At 71.8% G+C, this 21,306-nt stretch carries 15 protein-coding genes and 1 pseudogene; 11 read left to right on the top strand and 5 right to left on the bottom strand.

Going from position 1 to position 21,306, the window contains the following annotated elements; genetic code table 11:
• Positions 1–107: 107 nt before the first annotated feature.
• The 4 genes and pseudogenes from ABZ896_RS43785 to ABZ896_RS43800 all read left to right on the top strand — a co-directional run.
• Positions 108–1,400 (top strand): annotated as a pseudogene (locus ABZ896_RS43785) (serine/threonine protein kinase); the annotation flags it as partial.
• A 148-nt stretch (positions 1,401–1,548) separates the two neighbouring features.
• On the top strand, positions 1,549–3,306 hold the full coding sequence (locus tag ABZ896_RS43790) for a protein kinase (protein ID WP_360941805.1): 1,758 nt from the start codon (positions 1,549–1,551) through the stop codon (positions 3,304–3,306).
• Between the two features lie 104 nt (positions 3,307–3,410).
• Entirely contained in the window at positions 3,411–4,949 is a 1,539-nt protein-coding gene (locus ABZ896_RS43795) for a serine/threonine-protein kinase (RefSeq protein WP_360941808.1), read from the top strand.
• A gap of 75 nt (positions 4,950–5,024) precedes the next feature.
• Complete coding sequence (locus ABZ896_RS43800) at positions 5,025–6,599, top strand: serine/threonine-protein kinase (protein ID WP_360941811.1); 1,575 nt, start codon at positions 5,025–5,027, stop codon at positions 6,597–6,599.
• A gap of 21 nt (positions 6,600–6,620) precedes the next feature.
• Here the strand turns inward: ABZ896_RS43800 and ABZ896_RS43805 are convergent, their stop codons facing one another.
• A complete protein-coding gene (locus ABZ896_RS43805) occupies positions 6,621–7,181 on the bottom strand; it encodes a hypothetical protein (RefSeq protein ID WP_360941814.1) in 561 nt (186 codons plus the stop codon).
• A 288-nt stretch (positions 7,182–7,469) separates the two neighbouring features.
• Here ABZ896_RS43805 and ABZ896_RS43810 point away from each other — a divergent pair, with 288 nt between their 5' ends.
• From ABZ896_RS43810 to ABZ896_RS43820, 3 genes are all read left to right on the top strand, one after another.
• The gene (locus ABZ896_RS43810; protein WP_360941817.1) at positions 7,470–8,534 is read left to right on the top strand and encodes a serine/threonine-protein kinase; all 1,065 of its coding nucleotides are present in this window, start codon (positions 7,470–7,472) and stop codon (positions 8,532–8,534) included.
• Positions 8,535–8,669: 135 nt separating this feature from the next.
• The gene (locus tag ABZ896_RS43815) at positions 8,670–10,283 is read left to right on the top strand and encodes a succinic semialdehyde dehydrogenase (protein WP_360941820.1); all 1,614 of its coding nucleotides are present in this window, start codon (positions 8,670–8,672) and stop codon (positions 10,281–10,283) included.
• 29 nt (positions 10,284–10,312) lie between these two features.
• Complete coding sequence (locus ABZ896_RS43820) at positions 10,313–12,091, top strand: GMC family oxidoreductase (protein ID WP_360941823.1); 1,779 nt, start codon at positions 10,313–10,315, stop codon at positions 12,089–12,091.
• Positions 12,092–12,149: 58 nt separating this feature from the next.
• Here the strand turns inward: ABZ896_RS43820 and ABZ896_RS43825 are convergent, their stop codons facing one another.
• Positions 12,150–13,190 (bottom strand): LPXTG cell wall anchor domain-containing protein, encoded by a 1,041-nt coding sequence (locus tag ABZ896_RS43825; RefSeq protein ID WP_360941826.1) that lies wholly within the window; start codon positions 13,188–13,190, stop codon positions 12,150–12,152.
• Positions 13,191–13,358: 168 nt separating this feature from the next.
• Here ABZ896_RS43825 and ABZ896_RS43830 point away from each other — a divergent pair, with 168 nt between their 5' ends.
• Positions 13,359–14,459, top strand: coding sequence for a hypothetical protein (locus tag ABZ896_RS43830; protein ID WP_360941829.1), 1,101 nt, complete (start codon positions 13,359–13,361; stop codon positions 14,457–14,459).
• 572 nt (positions 14,460–15,031) lie between these two features.
• On the opposite strand, the gene ABZ896_RS43835 is transcribed toward ABZ896_RS43830, so the two are convergent.
• Positions 15,032–15,304: a chorismate mutase gene (locus ABZ896_RS43835; RefSeq protein WP_360941832.1), complete on the bottom strand. Its 273-nt coding sequence runs from the start codon at positions 15,302–15,304 to the stop codon at positions 15,032–15,034.
• A 273-nt stretch (positions 15,305–15,577) separates the two neighbouring features.
• On the opposite strand from ABZ896_RS43835, the gene guaA reads away from it, so the two are divergent.
• Positions 15,578–17,158 (top strand): glutamine-hydrolyzing GMP synthase, encoded by a 1,581-nt coding sequence (gene guaA / locus ABZ896_RS43840; RefSeq protein WP_360941835.1) that lies wholly within the window; start codon positions 15,578–15,580, stop codon positions 17,156–17,158.
• Positions 17,159–17,178: 20 nt separating this feature from the next.
• On the opposite strand, the gene ABZ896_RS43845 is transcribed toward guaA, so the two are convergent.
• Entirely contained in the window at positions 17,179–17,652 is a 474-nt protein-coding gene (locus ABZ896_RS43845; protein WP_360941838.1) for a pyridoxamine 5'-phosphate oxidase family protein, read from the bottom strand.
• A gap of 147 nt (positions 17,653–17,799) precedes the next feature.
• Between ABZ896_RS43845 and ABZ896_RS43850 the strand changes: the two genes are divergently transcribed.
• Positions 17,800–18,606: a class II aldolase/adducin family protein gene (locus tag ABZ896_RS43850; RefSeq protein ID WP_360941841.1), complete on the top strand. Its 807-nt coding sequence runs from the start codon at positions 17,800–17,802 to the stop codon at positions 18,604–18,606.
• 13 nt (positions 18,607–18,619) lie between these two features.
• On the opposite strand, the gene ABZ896_RS43855 is transcribed toward ABZ896_RS43850, so the two are convergent.
• Positions 18,620–19,516, bottom strand: coding sequence for a DUF4429 domain-containing protein (locus ABZ896_RS43855; protein WP_360941844.1), 897 nt, complete (start codon positions 19,514–19,516; stop codon positions 18,620–18,622).
• Between the two features lie 161 nt (positions 19,517–19,677).
• Between ABZ896_RS43855 and ABZ896_RS43860 the strand changes: the two genes are divergently transcribed.
• Positions 19,678–21,045 carry a hypothetical protein gene (locus ABZ896_RS43860; protein WP_360941847.1) on the top strand — a complete coding sequence of 456 codons (1,368 nt, stop codon included), beginning with the start codon at positions 19,678–19,680 and terminating at the stop codon, positions 21,043–21,045.
• Positions 21,046–21,306: the final 261 nt, after the last annotated feature.

Consider the following 21,306-nt stretch of genomic DNA (forward strand, 5'->3'; position numbering starts at 1 on the left):
GTCGGTTACCGCGCGGGCCGCGGCGACGAGCGGCGGCCCGATCATGTGACCGTCGACGGTGGTGATCTCCCGCGGCCCCGCTCGGCGGCGCTCCCGGTGCCGTTCCCCCGTCCAGCCGTTGGGATGAGCTTGCCGCTCAGGTCCCCGCCCGCCGGGGGCCCGCTACCGCGCTCGCCGCCGAGCGGGCTCGGCAGGCTCGGATGGCTGTGGTGGGGCCCGTGACCGAGCGGTGGGCGCCGGAGCAGGCCGGGCCCGTGCATGAGAACTGGCAGTTGGCCGCGCCGATCGGGCCCGCGACCGATCTGTGGGCGCTCGGGGCGTTGCTGTTCCGGGCCGTGCAGGGGCATGCCCCGTATCCCGAGGAGTCCACCGCCGAGCTCGTGCAGCTCGTGTGCGCGGAGCCGCCTGCCTTCGCGGAGGAGTGCGGGCCGCTTCGGCCGGTCGTGGAGAGTCTGTTGCGGCAGGACCCCACCGAGCGGCTGGACTTCGAGGAGGTGCGCGGCTGGCTGCGGTCGCTGGTGCGCTCGGCGCCCGAGCCGGAGGCCGGCACGTACGTCGTCGCGGCGCCGCCCGCCAACGCCAGCCGGCTGCCGATCGTACGGCGCCGTGGTGAGCTGGTGCGCAGGCGGCGGGCCGGGCTGCCCGCCACGCACGGCCGGCACAAGCGGGCCCGCGAGGAGGCCGTCCCCTCACCGCGCCGTCTCGGCCGCACGCTTCTCCTGCTGATCCTGCTCCTGCTGGCCGGAGCGCTCGCCTACGCGATGCTCTTCATGCCGAAGGCCGACTCCGACGCGGCCGGCACCCAGGACCGCACCGGTGCCGCCGGTGAGGTGAGCGAGGCCCCGCACTCCCCGTCGGCGAGCAGCGAGCCGCGGCCCGAGCAGACCACCCCCGAGGCCACGCGCTCCAGCGGTGCCGCCGAGACCCAGACCACCGGCCCCGAGGTCGCCGACGGCTTCACCCTGAAGACCGACCCCGCGGGCTTCCGGATCGCCGTCGCGAACGGCTGGACCCGCACCCCGGGCAACGGCCGCGGGCAGGTCGTCTACGCGAAGGGCAGCTTCGAGCTGATCGTCGTACCGGGCCGGGACACCGCGGCCGCCGACGGCAGCGATCCGATGGTCTACCAGCGGGAGAAGGAGCCCGAGCTGCAGCCGTACCGCGACTCCAGCTGGGCCACCGCGACCGGGCTGAAGTCGATCCAGGTGGGCACGCGGTCCATGGCCGAGGGACAGTTCACCTGGACCGACGGCGACGGGCGCCAGCTGTACGTACGCAACCTCGCGATCCTGATCGGCGGGAAGTACCACGTGGTGCAGGTGCGGGGTCCGGAGGCGGAGCGGGACGAGGTGACGCGGCTGTACGAGCAGGCGTCGGCGACCTATCAGGTCAGCGGCTGACGCCGTATCGCAGCCGAGGGTTGTCCCGTGCTTCGCGGAAGCGACAACCGTCACAGTGCGGTCTCCTTGACGCCCCCCTGGTTCCCATCGTCGCGGGGCGGTCCTTAGTCTGACTGCGTCAAGAGCATTGCGGGGCAACGTGAATCAGATGCAGGGCCTGCTCCTCGCGGGGCGTTACCGGCTCGCCGAGCCGATAGGCAGCGGCGGCATGGGCCGGGTCTGGCGTGCCCACGATGAGGTGCTGCACCGGGCCGTGGCCATCAAGGAGCTGACCGCCGCCCTTTACGCCTCCGAGAGCGACCAGGCCGTCCTGCTGGCCCGCACCCGCGCCGAGGCGCGCGCGGCCGCCCGGATCAACCACTCCGCGGTCGTCACCGTGCACGACGTGCTCGACCACGACGGCCGCCCCTGGATCGTGATGGAGCTGGTCGAGGGCCGGTCGCTGGCCGATGCCGTCAAGCAGGAGGGGCGGATCGAGGCGCGCGAGGCGGCCCGGATCGGCCTGTGGGTGCTGCGGGCGCTGCGTGCCGCGCACTCCGCCGGCGTCCTGCACCGGGACGTGAAGCCCGGCAACGTCCTGATCGGCCAGGACGGCCGCGTCCTGCTCACCGACTTCGGCATCGCCCAGATCGAGGGCGACACCACCATCACTCGCACCGGAGAGGTCGTCGGCTCGGTCGACTACCTCGCCCCCGAGCGGGTGCGCGGCGCCGACCCCGGCCCGTCCGCCGACCTGTGGGCGCTGGGCGCCACGCTGTACACGGCGGTCGAGGGGCGCTCGCCGTTCCGCCGTACCACCCCGCTGACCACCATGCAGGCAGTCGTCGACGAGGAGCCCGCCGAGCCGCAGTACGCCGGTGCGCTCGGGCCCGTGATCACCGCGCTGCTCTGCAAGGACCCCGCCGTACGGCCCGACGCGGCGGCCGCCGAGCAGCTGCTCGCCGAGGCGGCGGAGGGGCGGCGGCCCAACGGGGCGCAGGCTTTCGTGCCGACGCAGCACGGCGGCTCCCGCCCGGGCGCGCCGTTCCCCTCGGGTGCGAGTCCGACGTACTCCACGGGCACGGGGACGCCGTACCCCTCGGGCAGCGGTGTCCAGTACGCCTCGGGCGGCACTCCCTTCCCGTCGGCCACCGGCACGCCGTACCCCTCGGCCACGGGAACCCCGTACCCCTCGGCGACCGGCACCCCGTACCCCGGCCCCACCGCTCCGACGACGGTCGGGCCGCCGCAGCACACCGGCGGCGGGCCCGTCCCGCCGAAGCGGCGTCGGGGGCGGACCCTCCTGGTCGCGATCGCGGTCGCCGCGGTCGTCGGCGCCGGGACCGTGGTGGCGCTCCAGAGCTGGGACAGTGGGCGGCAGGGCGGTTCGTCCGCCTCGGCGAGCGACTCGCCCAGTGCCTCGCCCACGTCGCAGGCGGGCGGAGGCGTTCCGGACAGCTGGGTGCCGTACGAGGATCCCGTGGGGTTCAGCCTGTATCTGCCCAAGGGCTGGAAGCGGAGCCTGTTCGGGAAGCCCGCCGACGGGCTGACCCAGGTCGACTACTCGCCGGACGGCGGTGAGCACTTCGTGCGGATCGCCGTCGACACCTCGCCGGACTTCAGCGATCCCTACGCCCACCAGCAGGACCTGGAGCAGCAGCTGCAGAAGCTGCGGGACTACCACAAGGTCACCATGGAGCGGAACACCTACCGGGACCGGCCTGGCGCCCGCTGGGAGTACACCTGGACCGCGCTGGCGAAGGACGCCTCGACCCTGCCGGGGCCGCGCCGGGCGGTCGAGGAGACGTACATGTCCCGCGACGGCGTCGAGTACGCGATCTACATGTCGGCGCCCGCGTCGAACTGGTCGACCACGAGCAAGCAGTTCACCGCGGTGCTCCAGGGTTGGAACGAGCCGACCGGCTAGGGCGAACGAGCCGACCGGCCAGGGCTGGAACGAGCCGACCGGCCGGTGGAGTTGGCCGGTCACCGTCCCGGAGCGGATTCGTCCGCTGCGGCATGATGGGGCGCATGGGGACCGAGGGGGACACCTACCGCGTGATCGCGGGCCGGTACCGGCTGGAGGCCCGGCTCGGGCGCGGCGGCATGGGCGTGGTGTGGCGGGCGACCGACCAACTCCTCGGCCGGCGGGTGGCGGTGAAGGAGCTGCCGCAGGACGACACCCTCTCCGAGGCCGACGCCCGGCGCCGGCGCGACCGTACGCTGCGCGAGGCCCGCGCGGTCGCCCAGCTCCGGCACCCGCACATCATCGTGGTGCACGACGTCGTCGAGCACGACGAACGGCCGTACATCGTCATGGAGTTGATCGACGGCGGCTCGCTCGCCGACCGGATCTCCGCGCACGGGCCGGTGGACGCGCCCGAGGCCGCGCGGATCGGCGCCGACCTGCTGAGCGCGTTGCGCGCCGCGCACGCGGCCGGGGTGCTGCACCGGGACATCAAGCCCGCCAACGTCCTCGTGGAGGCCGGCACCGGGCGGGTCGTCCTCACCGACTTCGGTATCGCGCAGGTCGCGGGCTCCACGACGCTCACCGAGACCGGGTCGTTCGTCGGCTCGCCGGAGTACACCGCGCCCGAGCGGATGTCCGGGACCCGGACCGGTCCGGAGGCCGACCTGTGGTCGCTGGGCGTGCTGCTGTGCACGGCCCTCAGCGGTGAATCGCCGTTCCGGCGCGACTCGTTGGGCGGAATCCTGCACGCCGTCGTGGTCGACGAGATCCGGCCGCCCGCGCAGGCCGCGCCGCTCCTGCCCGTCGTACGGGGGCTGTTGGAGCGCGATCCGGAACGGCGGCTCGGGGCGGCGGAGGCGGAACGCCTGTTGCGGACCTTCCGGGAGACGGGGCGCACGCCGAGGGCGACGGCGCCTCATCCACCGACCGAGCAGGACGTTCCCGTACGACGGACTCCTGCGCCGGCGCGGTCGCGGCGGGGTGTGCTGCCGGTGGCGTTGCTGGTGGCCGCGCTGGTGGGGGCGGGGGTGTCGGCGGCGCTGCTGGTGGAGCGGGAGGGCGGCAACGGCCGTACGGCGTCGAGTAGTTCGGCATCAGGCAGTTCGGCGTCGGGGACACCGGCCTCTGGGACACCCGCCTCGCGTACGCCCGCGGTGACCCCGCCCTCCGGTTACCGGGTCGCCCGGGACCCTGCCGGGTTCGCGCTCGCCGTGCCCGACGGGTTCACGCGGGTGCGGCAGGGGGAGCGGGTGTTCTACCTGTCGTCGGGGGAGACCTTCCGGCTCGGGATCAAGGTCACCGCGGCCGATCCCGGCGGGCCGCTCGTGGTGCTGCGGCGGCAGGCGGACCGGGGCCCGGACGACAACCCCGGCTACCGCGACGGCACGGTCACCGCGACCACGCACCGCGGACTCCCCGCCGCCCGCTGGGAGTTCACCTGGAACGGCTTCAGCACGGCGGAGGGTGCCCGGCACACGTACGACCTGTGCTGGGAGGAGAACGGGCGGACGTACGACGTGTGGGTGTCGGCGCCGGTCGGCAGGGTGCGGGAGGCCAAGGAGTACTTCGACGTCGCGGTCGACACCTTCACGGGGACGTAGGGATACGTCACGGGTCTGTGACCGGAACGCGCCCGTGCTGGATGCGCGTGCGGTTGGCGCGATATGGATGAACCCATGAGCAACAACGGGGGTGTCGGCCAGGAGTCCGACGAGACGACGAGCTTTGTGCTGCAGCCTCCCAGACCGCCGATCGCCGGTGCGGCCGAGCCCGGTGCCGGGCGGCTCGTCGCGGGGCGCTACCGGCTGCTCGCCAAGCTCGGGCACGGTGGCATGGGCACGGTGTGGCGGGCCAAGGACGAGACGGTGGACCGCGAGGTGGCCGTGAAGGAGCCACGCCTTCCGGACCACCTGCCCGAGCGGGAACAGGCCAAGGCCTTCGAGCGGATGCGCCGTGAGGCCCGGGCCGCGGCCCGGCTCGACCACCCGGCCGTCGTGGGCGTCCACGACGTGGCGGTCGTCGACGGGCGGCCGTGGATCGTGATGGAGCTGGTCCAGGGCCGCTCGCTGGGCGACGCCCTCCAGGAGGGCACCCTCGGCTCCCGGGAGGCGGCGCGCATCGGCCTGGAGGTGCTCGGCGCGCTGGAGGCCGCGCACGCGGCGGGCATCCTGCACAGGGATGTGAAACCGGACAACGTCCTGCTCGGCCGGCACCACCGGGTCGTCCTCACCGACTTCGGCATCGCCCAGATCGAGGGCGAGACGAATCTGACGGCCACCGGCGGCTTCGTCGGATCGCCCGAATTCATCGCGCCGGAACGGGTGTTGGGCCAGCGGCCCGGCCCCGCGTCCGACCTGTGGTCGCTCGGCGTGGTCCTGTACGCGGCGACGGAGGGCGTCTCGCCGTTCCGCCGCAGCAACACCCCGGCGACCCTGCAGTCCGTCCTCAACGCGATGCCCGCGCCACCGGCTTCCGCCCAGGGCCCCCTGGCCGACGCCATCAACGGCCTCCTCCAGAAGGACCCGGCCCGGCGGCCGAACGCGGGGCAGGTGCGGATGCTGCTGGAGGCGGCCGCGCATCCGCCCGCGCCCGAGCCCACGCAGTCGGCTCAGTCGGTTTCTGTGCGACCCGGTGTCCGGCTGGGCCGCAAGGCGTGGCTCGCGCTCGGCGCCGCCGTGGTCGCGGCGGCCGTGGTGGCGTATCTGGTGATCGCCGATCCGTTCGCGGGGCCGCTGCCGGACGGCTGGGCCAAGAGGCACACCAAGGACGTCGCCGCGACGCTGGCCGTGCCGAAGGACTACCAGCCGGCCACGCCCGACCGGGAGACGGACAAGAAGCACTGGATCACGTACACCGACTACAGCGGCAGCATCTGGATCGGCCTGAGCCTCGACCGGAAGGCCGAGGACACCGGCAGCCAGATCGCGGGTTCCGCGGCGGCCGAGATGTACGACGACGACAGCGACTTCAAGGAGAGCGGCGACTACGACCTGAGCATGCCGGAGGGCGCGAAGACGCAGCCGGGGGAGACGACCTACCAGGGCCGCAAGGCCGCGCAGAACACCGTCACGTACATCACCACCGACAGCCAGCACCCCCGCCCGCGCGAACTGCGCATCCTCTACTACCGCACCTCCACCGGCGACATGTACAAACTCAGCGTCAGCTACCCGGGCAAGGGCGACTTCACGGAGCGGGGGCGGGAGGTGGCGCGGGTCGCGCTGGCGAACCTGGGGGTCGACGGGCTGTGACGGGCCGCCGGGTCTCGCGTCCTACCTGCTCAGCCGCCGACGCACGCGCCGGATCCGGGGGGTGCGGGCGGCCGCTGTCAGGAGACGGCGGGTGGGGCCGGGGCGGTAGGCCGGGCCCTCCAGACGGAGCAGGGCCTGATCGCGGACTACGGCGTACGCGATCGGATCCGGCGCCTTCGGCAGGGTGACCGGCTGACGGCCGGAGGGCACCTTCAGCCGGGCCGGAAGCCGCAGTTCGGCCGTGGTGCCGTCGCGGCTCGGGGCCGGTTCGGCCTTCACCGTCACATCGGAGACGGTGACCTTGACCGGAGCGGGGGCGGTGCCCGCGGTCGCCGTCACGTACGGCAACGGCAGGGCGTGCTTGCCGCGCGCGGTGTTCGCGGCGGCGGCGTCGGCCGTATCGGGGCCCAGGTGGCGCAGGCGCGGGCCCACATCGAGGGTGAGCTGGCCTCTGCCCACCGTCCGGTACGGGAGGGCGAGCCGCCCGCCGGTCAGCGCCGGGACGGCGGCGGGGGTGTTCGCGGCGGCGTCGGTCAGGCGGATCAGTCGGTCGATGCCCAGCAGTTGGACGTACGCCCACACCTCGTGGGGCCCGCGCTCCAGCGGCCGGCCGCCTTCCGGCCGCCTCTATGTTTCGGCGCAGCAGGCTGCGAGTGGGCCGGTAGAAGTGATGTGTGTCGCCGGCCCCTTCGCCCCGCAGGGACTCGATCTTCTCTTTTCCGGGCAGATTGAACTGTCGCGCCCAACGTTGACCATCTCGGATGCCTGATTCCGGGCGGGGACCCTGAGTCATCTGTCTCCGGCCCCGCCGCTTCGACAAGAGCATGATGCGCGGGGTACTGATGTGGCATGCGTGGAGATGGCGAACGCTTGGGCGGTGGACGTCTGATCGGGGGGCGGTACCGGCTTGTGGGGCGGATCGGGTCCGGGCCGAACGGCACTGTGTGGCGGGCTCTCGACGAGCAGGGTGGGCGGTACGTCGCTCTCAAGGAGCCCTGGCTCGCCGGGGATCCCGACGACGAGGAGCGTCAGCGGGCCGCGCACCGGCTGTCGCACGAGGCTCGTGCCGCCGCCCGGGTCGGGGATCCGGCTGCCGTTGCCATCCATGACGTCCTCGTCGACGACGAACTGCCCTGGGTCGTCATGGAGTTGGTGAACGGGGAGTCGTTGGGCTCGGTGCTGGGCGCGCGTGGGGTGCTCCCGGTGGGCGAGGTCGCCCGTGTCGGGCTCGCTGTTCTCGGTGCGCTGCATGCCGCCCACGGCGTCGGCATCGTGCACCGTGATCTCAAGCCGGCCAACGTTCTCTTCGAGGCGGGGAGCGGGCGGGTCGTCGTGACCGACCTCGGGATCGGGGGCGGCGGCCGGGACACCTCCGCGGAGTTCGTCGCGCCGGAGTCCGCGTCGGGGCCCGGCGCGGGGCCCGCCTCAGACCTGTGGTCGCTGGGTGCGGTGCTCCGGGCGGCCGTGGGGGAGGTGCCGGGGGACGAGTTGGGGCCGCTGCTGGAGCGGCTTCTCGCCCACGAGCCCGAAGCGCGGCCGGTGGCCGAGGAGGTCGCCGCGGTACTGGCCGGCGTCGCCGGGGTGGAGGTACCGGAATGGGCTCGGCCGAGGGACGGGGTGGAGGTGGCGCAGGCGACGGCCGCGGGTCACGTCGTGGCAGCCGCCTCACGGCACGTCGCCGCCGCGGAAACGGTGCCCGCGGCCTCGGCGGAATCTCCGGCCTCGGCGGAATCTCCGGCCTCGGCGGCCGCCGCGGGAGCCCCCGCACAGGTCGACGCGGCAGAAAATCCTGCCCGCGCCTCGGCCGCCGTGGCAGAAAATCCCGCTCGCCCCTCGTCTGACGCGCAGCCCCCCTCCCCACCCACCGAACCCCGCCGCCTCACCCCTCTCTCCGCCCTGGGCCTGCTCCTCCAGAAAAAACCCGAGCGCGGCTGACCGGCGCCCGTCGTCGCCGCACAACGCCCTGATCAGCGTGTTCTCCGCCAGTCATCACTGGCGATGTGTGTGTACGGCGTGAACGCCGTTACCGGCGGGTACCCAAAGCCCCCCGTCCCGAATACCCTGCCCGTCATGACGGACGCGCAGGCCCCGGCCAAGACCGGTACGAACCCCCTTGCCCCCGCCCCGGAGGGGGCCCGTACGGCTGCCGACGTGGTCACCCCGGAGTTGGTCGCCCAGCTCACCAAGGGTGTCGTCGGCTCCGGCCGTACCGCCAACCACACGCCGTTCAGCGGCGAGAAGCTGGCCGACCTGCCCGAGTCGACGCCCGAGGACGTGGAGAAGGCCTTCGCGGCGGCCCGTACCGCACAGGCCGTGTGGGCGCAGACCCCGGTACGGCAGCGCGCCGCCGTGCTGCTCCGCTTCCACGACCTGATCCTGGAGCGCCAGGCCGAGGTCCTCGACCTCATCCAGCTGGAGACCGGCAAGGCCCGGCTGCACGCCCACGAGGAGGTCCAGGCCGTCGCGGTCGCCGCCCGGCACTACGGCCGCAAGGCCCCCTCCTACCTGCGGCCCAAGCGGCACACCGGCGCCGTCCCCACCCTCACCAAGGTCACCGAACTGCGCCACCCCCGCGGTGTCGTCGGCCAGATCGCCCCCTGGAACTACCCCCTCGAACTCTCCGTCGGCGACGCGCTCCCCGCCTTCGTCGCGGGCAACGCCGTCGTCATGAAGCCGGACACCGAGACCTGTCTGACCGCCCTGTGGGCGCGGGACCTGCTCGTCGAGGCCGGGCTGCCCGCCGACGTCTTCCAGGTCGTCCTCGGCGAGGGCCCGGTCGTCGGTCCCGAGGTCGTCCGGCACGCCGACTACGTCTCCTTCACCGGCTCCACCCGCACCGGCCGCGAGGTCGCCCAGGGCGCCGCCGCCCGCCTGGTCGGCGTCTCCCTCGAACTCGGCGGCAAGAACGCCATGCTGGTGCTGGAGGACGCGGACATCGAGAAGGCCGCCGCCGGAGCCGTCCGCGCCTGCTTCTCCTCGGCCGGCCAACTCTGCATCTCCATCGAGCGGTTGTACGTCCACGAGTCGATCGCCGACGCCTTCGTCGAGCGCTTCGCCGCCCGCACCAGGGCCATGCGGCTCGGTACCTCCCTCGCCTACGGCGCCGACATGGGCTCGCTGGTGGGGGAGCGGCAGCTGGAGACCGTCACCCGGCATGTCGACGAGGCCGTCGCCAAGGGCGCCAAGCTCGTCGCCGGCGGGGTCGCCCGCCCGGACGTCGGCCCCTACTTCTTCGAGCCGACCATCCTCGACGGCGTCACCGAGCCGATGGCGGTCTGCGCGGAGGAGACCTTCGGCCCGGTCGTCTCCATCTACCGCTTCAGGACCGAGGACGAGGCGATCGAGCTCGCCAACTCCACGCCGTACGGCCTGAATTCCTCGGTGTGGACGAAGGACGGCAAGCGGGGCCGCGAGGTCGCCTCCCGGGTGCGCGCCGGCACGGTCAACGTCAACGAGGGCTACGCCTCCGCCTACGGCAGCGTGCAGTCCCCGATGGGCGGCATGAAGGACTCCGGCCTCGGCCGCCGCCACGGCTCCGAGGGCATCCTCAAGTACACCGAGGCCCAGACGGTCGCCCAGCAGCGGCTGCTGCCGATGGCGCCGTCGCTGGGCATGGACGACGAGAAGTACGCCCAGTTCATGAGCCGCAGCCTGAGGCTGATGAAGGCCTTCCGGTTCAAGTAAGCACACCCCGTTCTCAACGAGGAGAGCACGTGCCACAGGACACCTACGACTACGACGTCATCGTCGTCGGCTCCGGCTTCGGCGGCAGCGTCACCGCCCTTCGCCTCACCGAGAAGGGCTACCGCGTAGGTGTCCTGGAAGCCGGTCGCCGCTTCACCCGCGAGACCCTCCCCAAGAACTCCTGGGACCTGAAGAACTACCTCTGGGCGCCGAAGCTCGGCATGTACGGCATCCAGCGCATCCACCTGCTCGGCAACGTCATGGTCCTCGCCGGCGCGGGCGTCGGCGGCGGCTCCCTGAACTACGCCAACACCCTCTACGTCCCCCCGAAACCCTTCTTCGAGGACCCCCAGTGGCGTGACATCACCGACTGGCAGGAGGAGTTGAAGCCGTACTACGACCAGGCCCGCCGCATGCTCGGCGTCCGGCTCAACCCGACGATGACCCCCTCCGACGTCCACCTGAAGGCGGCCGCCGAGCGGATGGGCGTCGGCGACACCTTCCACATGGCACCGGTCGGCGTCTTCTTCGGCGACGGCGAGGACGCCGACGGCACGTGCAAAGCGGCCCCCGGCGAGGAAACAGCGGACCCCTACTTCGGCGGGGTGGGCCCGGCCCGCAAGGCCTGTACCGAGTGCGGCGAGTGCATGACCGGCTGCCGGCACGGCGCGAAGAACACCCTCAACGAGAACTACCTCCACCTCGCCGAGAAGGCGGGCGCGGTCGTCCACCCCCTCACCACGGTCGTCTCGGTCACCGACGACTCGCAGGGCGGCTACGCGGTCGCGACCCTCCCGACGGACCGCAAGAAGCGGAGCGAGGGCCGCACCTTCAAGGCCCGCCGGGTCGTCATCGCCGCCGGGACCTACGGCACCCAGACCCTCCTGCACCGCATGAAGGCGGGTGGCCAACTGCCGTACATCTCGGAGAAGTTGGGCGAGCTCACCCGCACCAACTCCGAGGCCCTGGTCGGCGCCCAGACCGACAACCGCCGCTACCGCAAGGCGACCGGCGCGAAGAAGGTCGACTTCACCCAGGGCGTCGCCATCACCTCGTCCGTCCACCCGGACGAGAACACCCACATCGAGCCGGTCCGCTACGGCAAGGGCTCCAACTCGATGGGCGGCCTCTCCATCCTCCAAGTGCCATACGCGGAGGGCTCGTCGAGGGTCAGGGGCTGGCTGGCGCACGCGGCCAGGCACCCGCTCCTCGTGCTGCGCTCCCTCTCCAACCGGCGCTGGTCGGAGAAGACCATCATCGGCCTGGTCATGCAGTCGCTGGACAACTCCCTGACGACGTACCTGAAACCGGACGGCGTCGGCAAGGGCCTGCTCACCGCACGGCAGGGCCACGGCGCCCCCAACCCCAAGCAGATCAGGGCCGCTTCGGAGGCCGCCTCCGCGATCGCCGCCGACATCAACGGCTTCCCCGGCTCCAACGTGGGCGAGCTGATGGGCGCCCCGCTCACCGCGCACTTCCTCGGCGGCTGCCCCATCGGCTCCTCCCGCGAGACCGGCGTCATCGACCCGTATCACCGGCTCTACGGCCACCCCGGGATCTCGGTCGTGGACGGCGCCGCGGTCTCCGCCAACCTCGGCGTGAACCCCTCGCTCACCATCACCGCACAGGCCGAGCGGGCGATGTCGTACTGGCCCAACAAGGGCGAGGAGGACCCGCGTCCGGCGCAGCACGAGGCGTATGTCCGGCTCGCCGCCGTCGAGCCCAAGTCACCGGCGGTCCCGGCGGAGGCCTTCGGCGCGCTGCGGCTGCCGTTCCTGGGGATGCCTGCGGTGCCGAAAAAACCGTAGAAAAAGAGAAGGACCCGCACCCCCCTCCGAGTGCGGGTCCTTCTCTGTGTGCGGTGGCTCAGGCGTGTGCGCCGACAGCCTTCCGCCGCTTCATCGCGAACACCACACCGGTACCGGCGACGATCGCGAACCCGCCGACCAGGCCGATGACCGGGAGCGCGGAGTCGGAGCCGGTCTCGGCGAGCTCGCCGTCCACGTCGACGTCCTTGACGTCGGAGATGGCGCTCTTGCCGCCGGTCTGGGGCTTGGCGTCGTTCGGGTCACCGGCGTCGGAGCCGGCCGGCAGGACCTCGAAGTAGTAGATGCCGTAGTTCTCGTCCTCGGAGATCCAGCAGGCCTGGTCGTCGGAGTACTCGGCCAGGCCGATGGCGATGCCGACCGCGCTCGGGACCTCACGGTCGATCTTCACGCGCAGCTGGTAGCTGAGGGAGTCGCCGCCGTCGAGGGTGAAGGCGTTGAACGCGCCGCCCTCGCCGAACCCGGTGGCCACGTCGACCCAGCTGCCGCCCTGCTTCACCTGCACGGTGACCAGGTCGCTGTAGTCGTCCTCGAAGTCCCAGTCGACCGCGCCGACGCCGACGAAGGGCTGGATGCCCTTGATCGCGTCCTTGCTGGAGTTGCTGACATTGAACTTGAAGTTCGTCCAGCCGCTGCCCGCCACGATGCTCTCGGGCAGACCGGTCAGAGAGGTGTGCAGCACGTCGCTGATGTCGACGACCTCGTCGCCGTTCTCGTCGACCGGGCACTCGTCGGTGGGCTCGTCGCTCGGGCTCGCGGAGCTGGTGCCGGTGGCGGATGACGTGTCGGACGCCGTCGCGGAGCTGGAGCTGGAGCTGCTGCCGGTGGCGGACGAGGTGTCGGACGCCGTGGCGGAGCTGCTGCTGGTGGCGGACGAGCTCTCCGTGTCCGCCGGGCTGGTGGCCGGGTCGGCCGACGTGGTGTCCGTGGTCTCCGGGGAGGACTCGGTGTCGGCGGGTGTGCTCTCCGCCGAAGTCGCCGTGGGCGACTCGTCGGCGAAGGCGCTCGGCGCGGCGAACAGGGCCAGCGGCGCTATCGCGGCGGTCGCGGCCGCGGCGGCCAGTGCACGGCGAAGCTTCATGAAGACCTCGGGAAGTATGTGGAGCACGGGTGTGCCCCATGATTCGAGAGGTTGGATCCGTGACGCCCGTGAAAGGTTGTGCGGGCACTCACAGAAAACTTATGTGGGCTGAGTCACATACACGTTCTCCTTGTGAACGGGCTTTCTGAGGCCCTAGAACTGACTGACGTGTCAGAAGACCCCAAGATCCCCGACGACGTCTGGGAACAGTTCGCCCGTGACACCGAACGGGACATCCGCAACTCCGCCCCCAAGGAACCGTCCGCGCGCGCCCGTGAGGTGGCGGAGCGGCTGCGGCGACAGGACGAGCGCGGCGAACGGCCGGAGGGCTGGCGCAGCCCGCCGACCCGGCAGCGCAAGAGCCGGCGGGGCCTGTGGGGCGCCCTCGGTGTCGCCCTCGCGATCGTCGTGGCCGTCGTCGCGGTGAAGCCGTCGCTGGTGCCGGGCGACCTCTTCGGCGGGGGCTCCGCCGAGGCCGACGCGTCCCCCCTGCCCCTGGAGACGGCGGCGCCGACCGCCGCGCCCTCCGCCGAGGCCTCCCAGATCCCCACGCTGGACGACCCGTTCGCCGGGTCGCCGGCCAAGCGCTGGGCCGACGGCGCGGCCGGGATCGTCGTACCGAAGGCGAAGGCCGTCGGCGGGCAGTCCGAGGCGAAGGTCGCACAGGCGCTGGAGCTGACCAGGAAGCTGCTGGTCGAGTCGAACCTCGACCCGCAGACCCTGCGCGGTGCGCGGCCGACCGCGGCGCTCGATGTGCTGGACCCGCTGCAGAAGGACGTCCGCGGGCTCCTGGAGACCGCCCTGCGCAAGCCGGACAAGGACCACGACCCGCTGTGGATGTTCAGCCGCTTCGACCCCGCCGAGGTCCGGCCGGTCGGTGACGTCGTCAAGACCCGCGGCCGGATGACCTTCAAGGCCGGCGACCACGCGTCCGTCGAGGTGCACGCCGACTACACCTTCGTCTACCCGGTCGTGCAGACCAACGGCTCCACCGAGGTCACCCGCACCATCATCCGCCGGGTCCTGGACGTCGAGATCTCCGACCCGGCCAAGTACCAGGTCACCCCGGGCAAGCTCACCGTCGTCAAGTGGGACCAGGACATCAACAACTCCGCCTGCGACGTGTACGACGGCTATCTGCACCCGTCCTTCGCCTCGGCCGAGTCCGAGGGCCCGGATCCGACGGGCCCGACCACGGACCCGTACGACCGCAGCGAGACCCTCGACCCGAACCGGGACGAGGCCTGCGGGACGGTGTCCCGGGTCTGAGCCGCGCGCCTGCGCCCGGCGCATGCGAAGGGCCCCGCGGTACGGACCGCGGGGCCCTTCTTTCGTCAGCACCGACGTCAGGGCAGCGCCGGTGCCTGGGAGCGGCGCCGGGGGGTTGCGCCGCTTGCTCTGTGTGCCCCCGTCACCTCGCGTGCCCTCGGTCGGCGCCCCGGCGCACAGGTGGCGCGCGGGTGGTCTGGACCTTTGGCAGTCCGGTGGCGGAGTGCGGATGCGGTTGTCTACGGCGGGACTTGGGGCTTTCAGTCATCGTGCTGGATGGGGGCGGTCACCGCAACCATTTGGGCCGGGCCGGTCCCGGTACCTGCCCCGCCGGCCGGCCCCGGGCGTCCCCGGAGCCGACCGTTCCCTTGGGTGACCGGGCTGCTGTCCCCTGCCGTCCGGTCACTTCCTGGAGCGAGGTCCCACGACGCACGGCACGTTCCGTACGTCTCATCGCTCCAGCGAGCCACGCGTGGTTCTGTCGGGCCCGCCCCTGGCTGGCACGGACACCACCACCAACGAAGCGGCGGCTCTGCGGGTCACGCGCCGTACGGGTGAGGCGGGACCCGAACTCAGATGCGACCCCTGCACAGTTCGAGGAGCGTCATCGCGAGGTTCGTGCCGGGCTTGCCCAGCGCGTCCCGGTAGCGGCCGAGGATCTCCATCTCCCGGGAGAGGTGGACCCTCCGGCCGCCGGAGGCGATACGGGTCTGCTGCACGACGGCCGAGACGGCCATCCGTTCCTGGATCAGACCGAGGATCCGGTCGTCGAGGGCGTCGATGCGTTCGCGGGCGTCCGCGATGGTCGCTTCCGGGGTGGTGGTCGTATCCGGTACGGCGGTCATGAAGGGCTCCTGGATGGGGTGGGGTGCCCCGGAGCGGCAGGGTCCGGTGGAAACGCCAGGCGCCCCGGACCTTGTCGGCCCGGGGCGCCTGGGAAGTCGCTTGTCAGTTGCTCAAGCAGCACGACCATGGCAGCCGGTGGGCCCGGTGCCATAGGTAAACAGGAAGCTGGTGTGCGTGAGCATGGGGCGAGTATGCCACGGCGACCTGCGATCCGTGCAGCCCCGTTAGAATCGGGACCACAGACCCCCGCCCAGACCGCCGGAAGGCACCCCGTGTCATCAGCGACTCCCGCTGCCGCCGCCCCCGACACCGTCCTGGTCGTCGACTTCGGCGCGCAGTACGCCCAGCTCATCGCCCGTCGCGTCCGCGAGGCCCGGGTCTACAGCGAGATCGTGCCGAGCACCATGCCGGTCGCCGAGATGCTCGCCAGGAACCCGGCGGCGATCATCCTCTCCGGCGGCCCCTCGTCCGTGTACGAGGAGGGCGCCCCCCGCATCGACCGCGCGCTCTTCGAGGCCGGCGTCCCCGTCTTCGGCATGTGCTACGGCTTCCAGCTGATGGCCCAGACCCTCGGCGGCACCGTCGACAACACCGGCGCCCGCGAGTACGGCCGCACCGACCTGCACGTCTCGAAGTCCGGGTCGACGCTCTTCGAGGGCACCCCGGCCGAGCAGCACGTGTGGATGTCCCACGGCGACGCCTGCTCCGCCGCCCCCGAGGGCTTCTCCGTCACGGCCTCCACGGACGTCGTCCCGGTCGCCGCCTTCGAGAACGACGAGAAGAAGCTCTACGGCGTCCAGCACCACCCCGAGGTCATGCACTCCACGCACGGCCAGCAGGTCCTGGAGCACTTCCTGTACCGGGGCGCGGGGCTGGCGCCTTCGTGGACCACCGGGAACGTCATCGAGGAGCAGGTCGCCGACATCCGCTCGCGCGTCGGCGACAAGCGCGCGATCTGCGGTCTCTCCGGCGGTGTCGACTCCGCGGTCGCCGCGGCCCTCGTCGCCCGCGCCATCGGCGACCAACTGACCTGCGTCTACGTCGACCACGGTCTGATGCGCAAGGGCGAGACCGAGCAGGTCGAGAAGGACTTCGTGGCCGCGACCGGCGTCAAGCTGGTCGTCGTCGACGCGGAGGAGCGGTTCCTCACGGCTCTGAAGGGCGTCTCGGACCCCGAGGAGAAGCGGAAGATCATCGGCCGCGAGTTCATCCGGGTTTTCGAGCAGGCGCAGGCGGAGATCATCGCGGACGCGGGCCCGGCGGTCGAGTTCCTCGTCCAGGGCACCCTCTACCCGGACGTGGTCGAGTCCGGGGGCGGCACCGGCACCGCCAACATCAAGTCGCACCACAACGTCGGCGGCCTCCCCGAGGACCTCGAGTTCCAGCTGATCGAGCCGCTGCGCAAGCTGTTCAAGGACGAGGTCCGGATGGTCGGCCAGGAGCTGGGCCTGCCGGACGAGATCGTCCAGCGCCAGCCCTTCCCGGGCCCGGGTCTCGGTATCCGGATCGTCGGCGAGGTGACGAAGGAGCGCCTGGACCTGCTGCGCGACGCCGACGCCATCGCCCGCGAGGAGCTGACCGCGGCCGGCCTGGACCGGGACATCTGGCAGTGCCCGGTCGTCCTGCTCGCGGACGTCCGGTCCGTGGGCGTCCAGGGCGACGGGCGGACCTACGGCCACCCGATCGTGCTGCGGCCGGTCTCCTCCGAGGACGCCATGACGGCCGACTGGTCGCGACTGCCGTACGAGGTGCTGGCTCGCATTTCGACGCGGATCACCAACGAGGTGGCCGACGTGAACCGGGTGGTGCTCGACGTGACGTCGAAGCCGCCGGGCACGATCGAGTGGGAGTGAGCCCTTCTTTTTGAAGCGGCTCAGGTGCGTTTGATCGTGCGCACCGGCTCACCGGGCTTCCAGACCTGGACGACGAGGTACGTGTCGTCCTCGACGTAGGTCCGCACGACCTCCGTCAGCTCGGTGCGGAAGAGGTGGAACGGCTCCGGCGGTTCCACCTCTTCGGTGTACCGGGCCTTTTCCTCGGGCTCGGTGACCTCGTACGCCCGACCGCCGATCCGGACGTCCCCGCCGCCCATGGTCTGGCCCTCGCCGGGGTTGGCCTGCAGGGTGAAGCGGGGGTCATTGGCGAGATCGAGGGCCTTGAGCGAGCCCGGCATCATGCCGAGCCACAGCTCGCCGTGGAGGAAACGGACCTCCAGGCCGCTGGTGCGCGGGGAGCCGTCCTTGCGGAGCGTGCCGAGGATGTGGTGGGTGAAGGCACCGAAGCGCTCCTCGACGGTCTTCGCGAGTTCGGGTTCGGCGGTGGTGAAGGCGGACCAGTTCGCTGTCATACGGCGAGTCTCGCGCCGAAACCCGACATCTCCTGTCGGATATCGCTCGCGCGCTTCACTTTCGTCATCTTTACAGAACATCTCTGTTCTCCTGGACGGACCGCCGGTAACTTCCGCCCCGTACAGCAACCCAGTGCTGGAGGACACATGCACGGGACGCCCCTCGGGTCGACTCCGCCACAGCCCCTGCCGACCGACCGGCTGCAGTTCGCCATGCCGCCGATGCACGACTCGGTCGAGGAGGAACGCCGGCACCGCAAGGAACGGCTCGCGGGCGCGCTGCGGATCTTCGGACGGCTCGGCTTCGAGGACGGCGTCTCGGGGCACATCACCGCCCGCGACCCCGAGTTCTCCGACTGCTTCTGGGTCAACCCGTTCGGCATGCCGTTCAAGCACGTCACCGTGAGCGACCTGGTGCTCGCCAACTCCGACGGGCAGGTGATCGACGGCCGCTACCACGTGAACCAGGCGGCGTTCACCGTGCACGCCCAGGTGCACGCCGCCCGCCCGGACGTCGTCGCCGTCGCCCACTGCCACTCCGTGCACGGGCGGGCGCTGGCCGCGCTCGGCGAGCTGCTCGACCCGATCAGCCAGGAGAGCTGCGCCTTCTACGAGGACCACGCGCTGTACGACACGTACACCGGGGTCGCCGTCGACGCCGACGAGGGCCGCCGGATCGCCGCCGCGCTGGCCTCCCGCAAGGCGCTGGTGCTGCGCAACCACGGGCTGCTGACCGTGGGGGACTCCGTGGACGCGGCCGCCTGGTGGTTCCTGTCGATGGAGCGGTCCAGCCAGGTGCAGCTGACCGCGAAGGCGGCGGGGCGGCCGGTGCTGATCGACCACCGGGCGGCCGTGGCGACGCGCGAGCAGACCGGCGGGGACCTGGTGGCGTGGATCAACTACCAGCCGCTGTGGCAGGACATCAGCCGGAGCGAGCCGGATCTGTTGAGCTGAGGGGGCGGGGGATTCAGAAGCCTCGTAGGACCGCTGCCTTCGTCATCGCGAACTCCTCGTCCGTGAGGACTCCTTCGCGGTGCAGTTCGCCCAACTCCCGCAGTCTGCGCAGGAGTACGTCGTGGTGGTCGGCCGGTGGCGGGATCGCGGCCGAGGTGAGGCGGGGGTGTCCGGTGCGGTCGGCCTCCGCGAGGTCGGCACGCGTGGAGGGGTGCGGCAGCCTCGCCGTGACCGCCGTCGCGACCAGTGCCGTGAGCAGGTCGCGGCGGGTGCTGCCCCACAGGTCGAGGGCGTACGGGTCCTTCTCCGGCGGCAGTTTCGAGAACGACGTCTCCCGGGTCACGAACCGCATGAACCCGTCCTCGTAACCGGAGTTGGGCAGCCACTCGACCTGCACCAGATCACCGACGTTGATGATCCGCGGTCCCGTCGCGCGCTTGACCCGGTCGGACGTGTCGGACCAGTCGATGCGCACCTGGGTGCCGTCGAAGGAGATCGTGCCGTCGGACGAACGGACGGAGACCGGCACCGGGGGCCCGGGCAACAGGTATGTCTTCGTGGGCTCCTTGGGGATCTGGTCCAGCAGCAGCGAGCGGCGGATCTCCTCGGCCACGTACTCGGCGACCCCGGCCCGGTCCACGTCCACGATCAGCCGGTACGGGTCGGCCGGGTCGGGCAGCCGGCCGCCGGTCGCGTGCAGGAGCGGATCCGCGCCCTCGCGCAGTCTCATCCGCAGCCGCCCCCGCTTGCGTTCCGGCTCGAAGGCGACGCCCGCGATGGCCTCCAGGGGCACGGCGATCTCGCCGTACGTCTGCCGGAACAGCGGCACGGAGCGGTGGAGTCCCGGCGTGATCCTGACCGTCGTGCCGTCGAAGGCCCAGGTCCCGTCACGCTGGATGATCTCGGCCATAGGGAAATTCTCGCAGCCGGGTCAACACGGCGGCCCCCTCTTCACCCGTCGCTTCACTTGCGCGGACCGGACCTGCCGGTGGCAGGGCGTGTGGGGTAGGGCACAATTCGCTGTCATCGCACGGGAGTTGTTCGGAGTGGTTCGGAAGGCGGGCGGCGGGCGTGGCGGTGCAGGATGCGAGACACGGTGCGGGTGCGCGCGGCGGGGGTCGCGGTGACGCGCGCGGCGGTTCCGCAGGGGGGTCTCACGGGGGTTCTCCCGGAGGTTCTCCTGGGGGTGACGGCGGTGGTGTCCACGGTGGTGGGTGCACCTGTGGGGACTGTCCGCACGGGGCGCGTCAGGGGCATCGGCGGGCAGTGGCCGAATTCCTGCTGATGCGGGACGAGTTCGCCGCGGGCAAGGGTCTCCCGGCCGCCGTCGCGCACTCCGCGTCCGCCTCCCGGCAGTGGGTCTCCGAGGAACTGACCCAGTCCGCGGAGGCGGTGGCCGAGCGGGGACGGGCCGAGGGGGAGGCATGGCTCGCGCGGCTGTGGCGGTCGACCGTGTACGTGGTCTGGGCGGGCGTCTTCCTTCTGCTGCTGGTGCAGGCTTTGACGGCGATCGGCGCGGGGTGGAGTTCCGCGCGGACGGCCGGGCTGCTGGCGGCACTCGTCGTGGCCGGTGCGCTGTCCGCCGCGTCCTGGTTCCACCGGGCCCGGGGCGGGGTGCTCGCGCCGGTGATCGGTGAGGACAACCGGCTGTCCACGTCGCGTGCGGTCGCCGGGGCGTGGGTGCTGTTTCTTGTGTACGCCGTTCTGGTGCTGGTCGGGCGGCTCGCGGCGGCGTCCGATCATCGTTCGCGGGACGCTCTCATCTCCGGGTTGGAGCTTGCCCGGGGGGCCGGTGTGGTGACCGTCCTCGCCGTGGTGTGCGCGATCGCGGTGCTGGTGCGGCGGGTGGTGGGGCTGCGGGTGCTCGGGCAGCGGCTCCAGAAGGTGCGGGCGGATCGGCCGCGGGCGGCGGATCTGCTGACCGACGACTCCGGGCGGGGGGCGTTCGCCGACATCCAGTACGTCGTGATCGGGGCGGTGGCGTTGCTGTTCGCGGCGGTGCGGCTGGCGCGGCGGCCGGATCAGTTGCCGGATCTGCCGTGGGGGCTGGCGGTGGTGGTGCTGGTGTCTGCGGCGACGTATGTGGCCGGCAAGTATGCGGAGGGTGGGCGGCCGGTGATTCTGTCGGTCGTGCGGTCGAGGGAGGCGGGGGATCTGGACGGGCCGATCCGTACCGGGGACGACATCGAGATCCGGGGGGCCGGGTTTGTGCCGGCGGGGGCGCAGCGGGCGGATCGGTTGTCGCGGATGGTGGTGCGGATCGGGGCGGTGAATGTGCATGTGCCGTTGGTGCCGGTTTTCGGGGGGTTCTCGAATCCTCGGGACGAGGTGCTGACTGTGCCGGTGCCGGCGGATGTGGAGGCGGGGAGGGTGGAGGTGCAGGTGGTTACGGCGGCGGGTGTGGAGACGAATCGGTATGCGATTGATGTGACGGACTGAGTGGTTGCGTGTGCGTGTGCGGGTTCGGTGGGGGCGGGCGTTTTGCGCAGTTCCCCGCGCCCCTGAAAAGCGCGCCTACGGTTCGGTGGTGGGTCGGGGCCGGGGGCGGGGGGTATCCGTCCTCGGTCCGGCGGTTCTCTCTTTTACGGCTGTGCAGGGCAACGGACGGATGGTGTCCCGCCGAGTGGTGTAGTCACTGACCGAGCTGATTCGGTCCCTGCGGTGGGAAAAGCTGGTGGTCGTCCTCGGCCGGTTTGGCGG

It is taken from the genome of Streptomyces sp. NPDC047072, assembly GCF_040643855.1.
Lineage (GTDB): Bacteria > Actinomycetota > Actinomycetes > Streptomycetales > Streptomycetaceae > Streptomyces.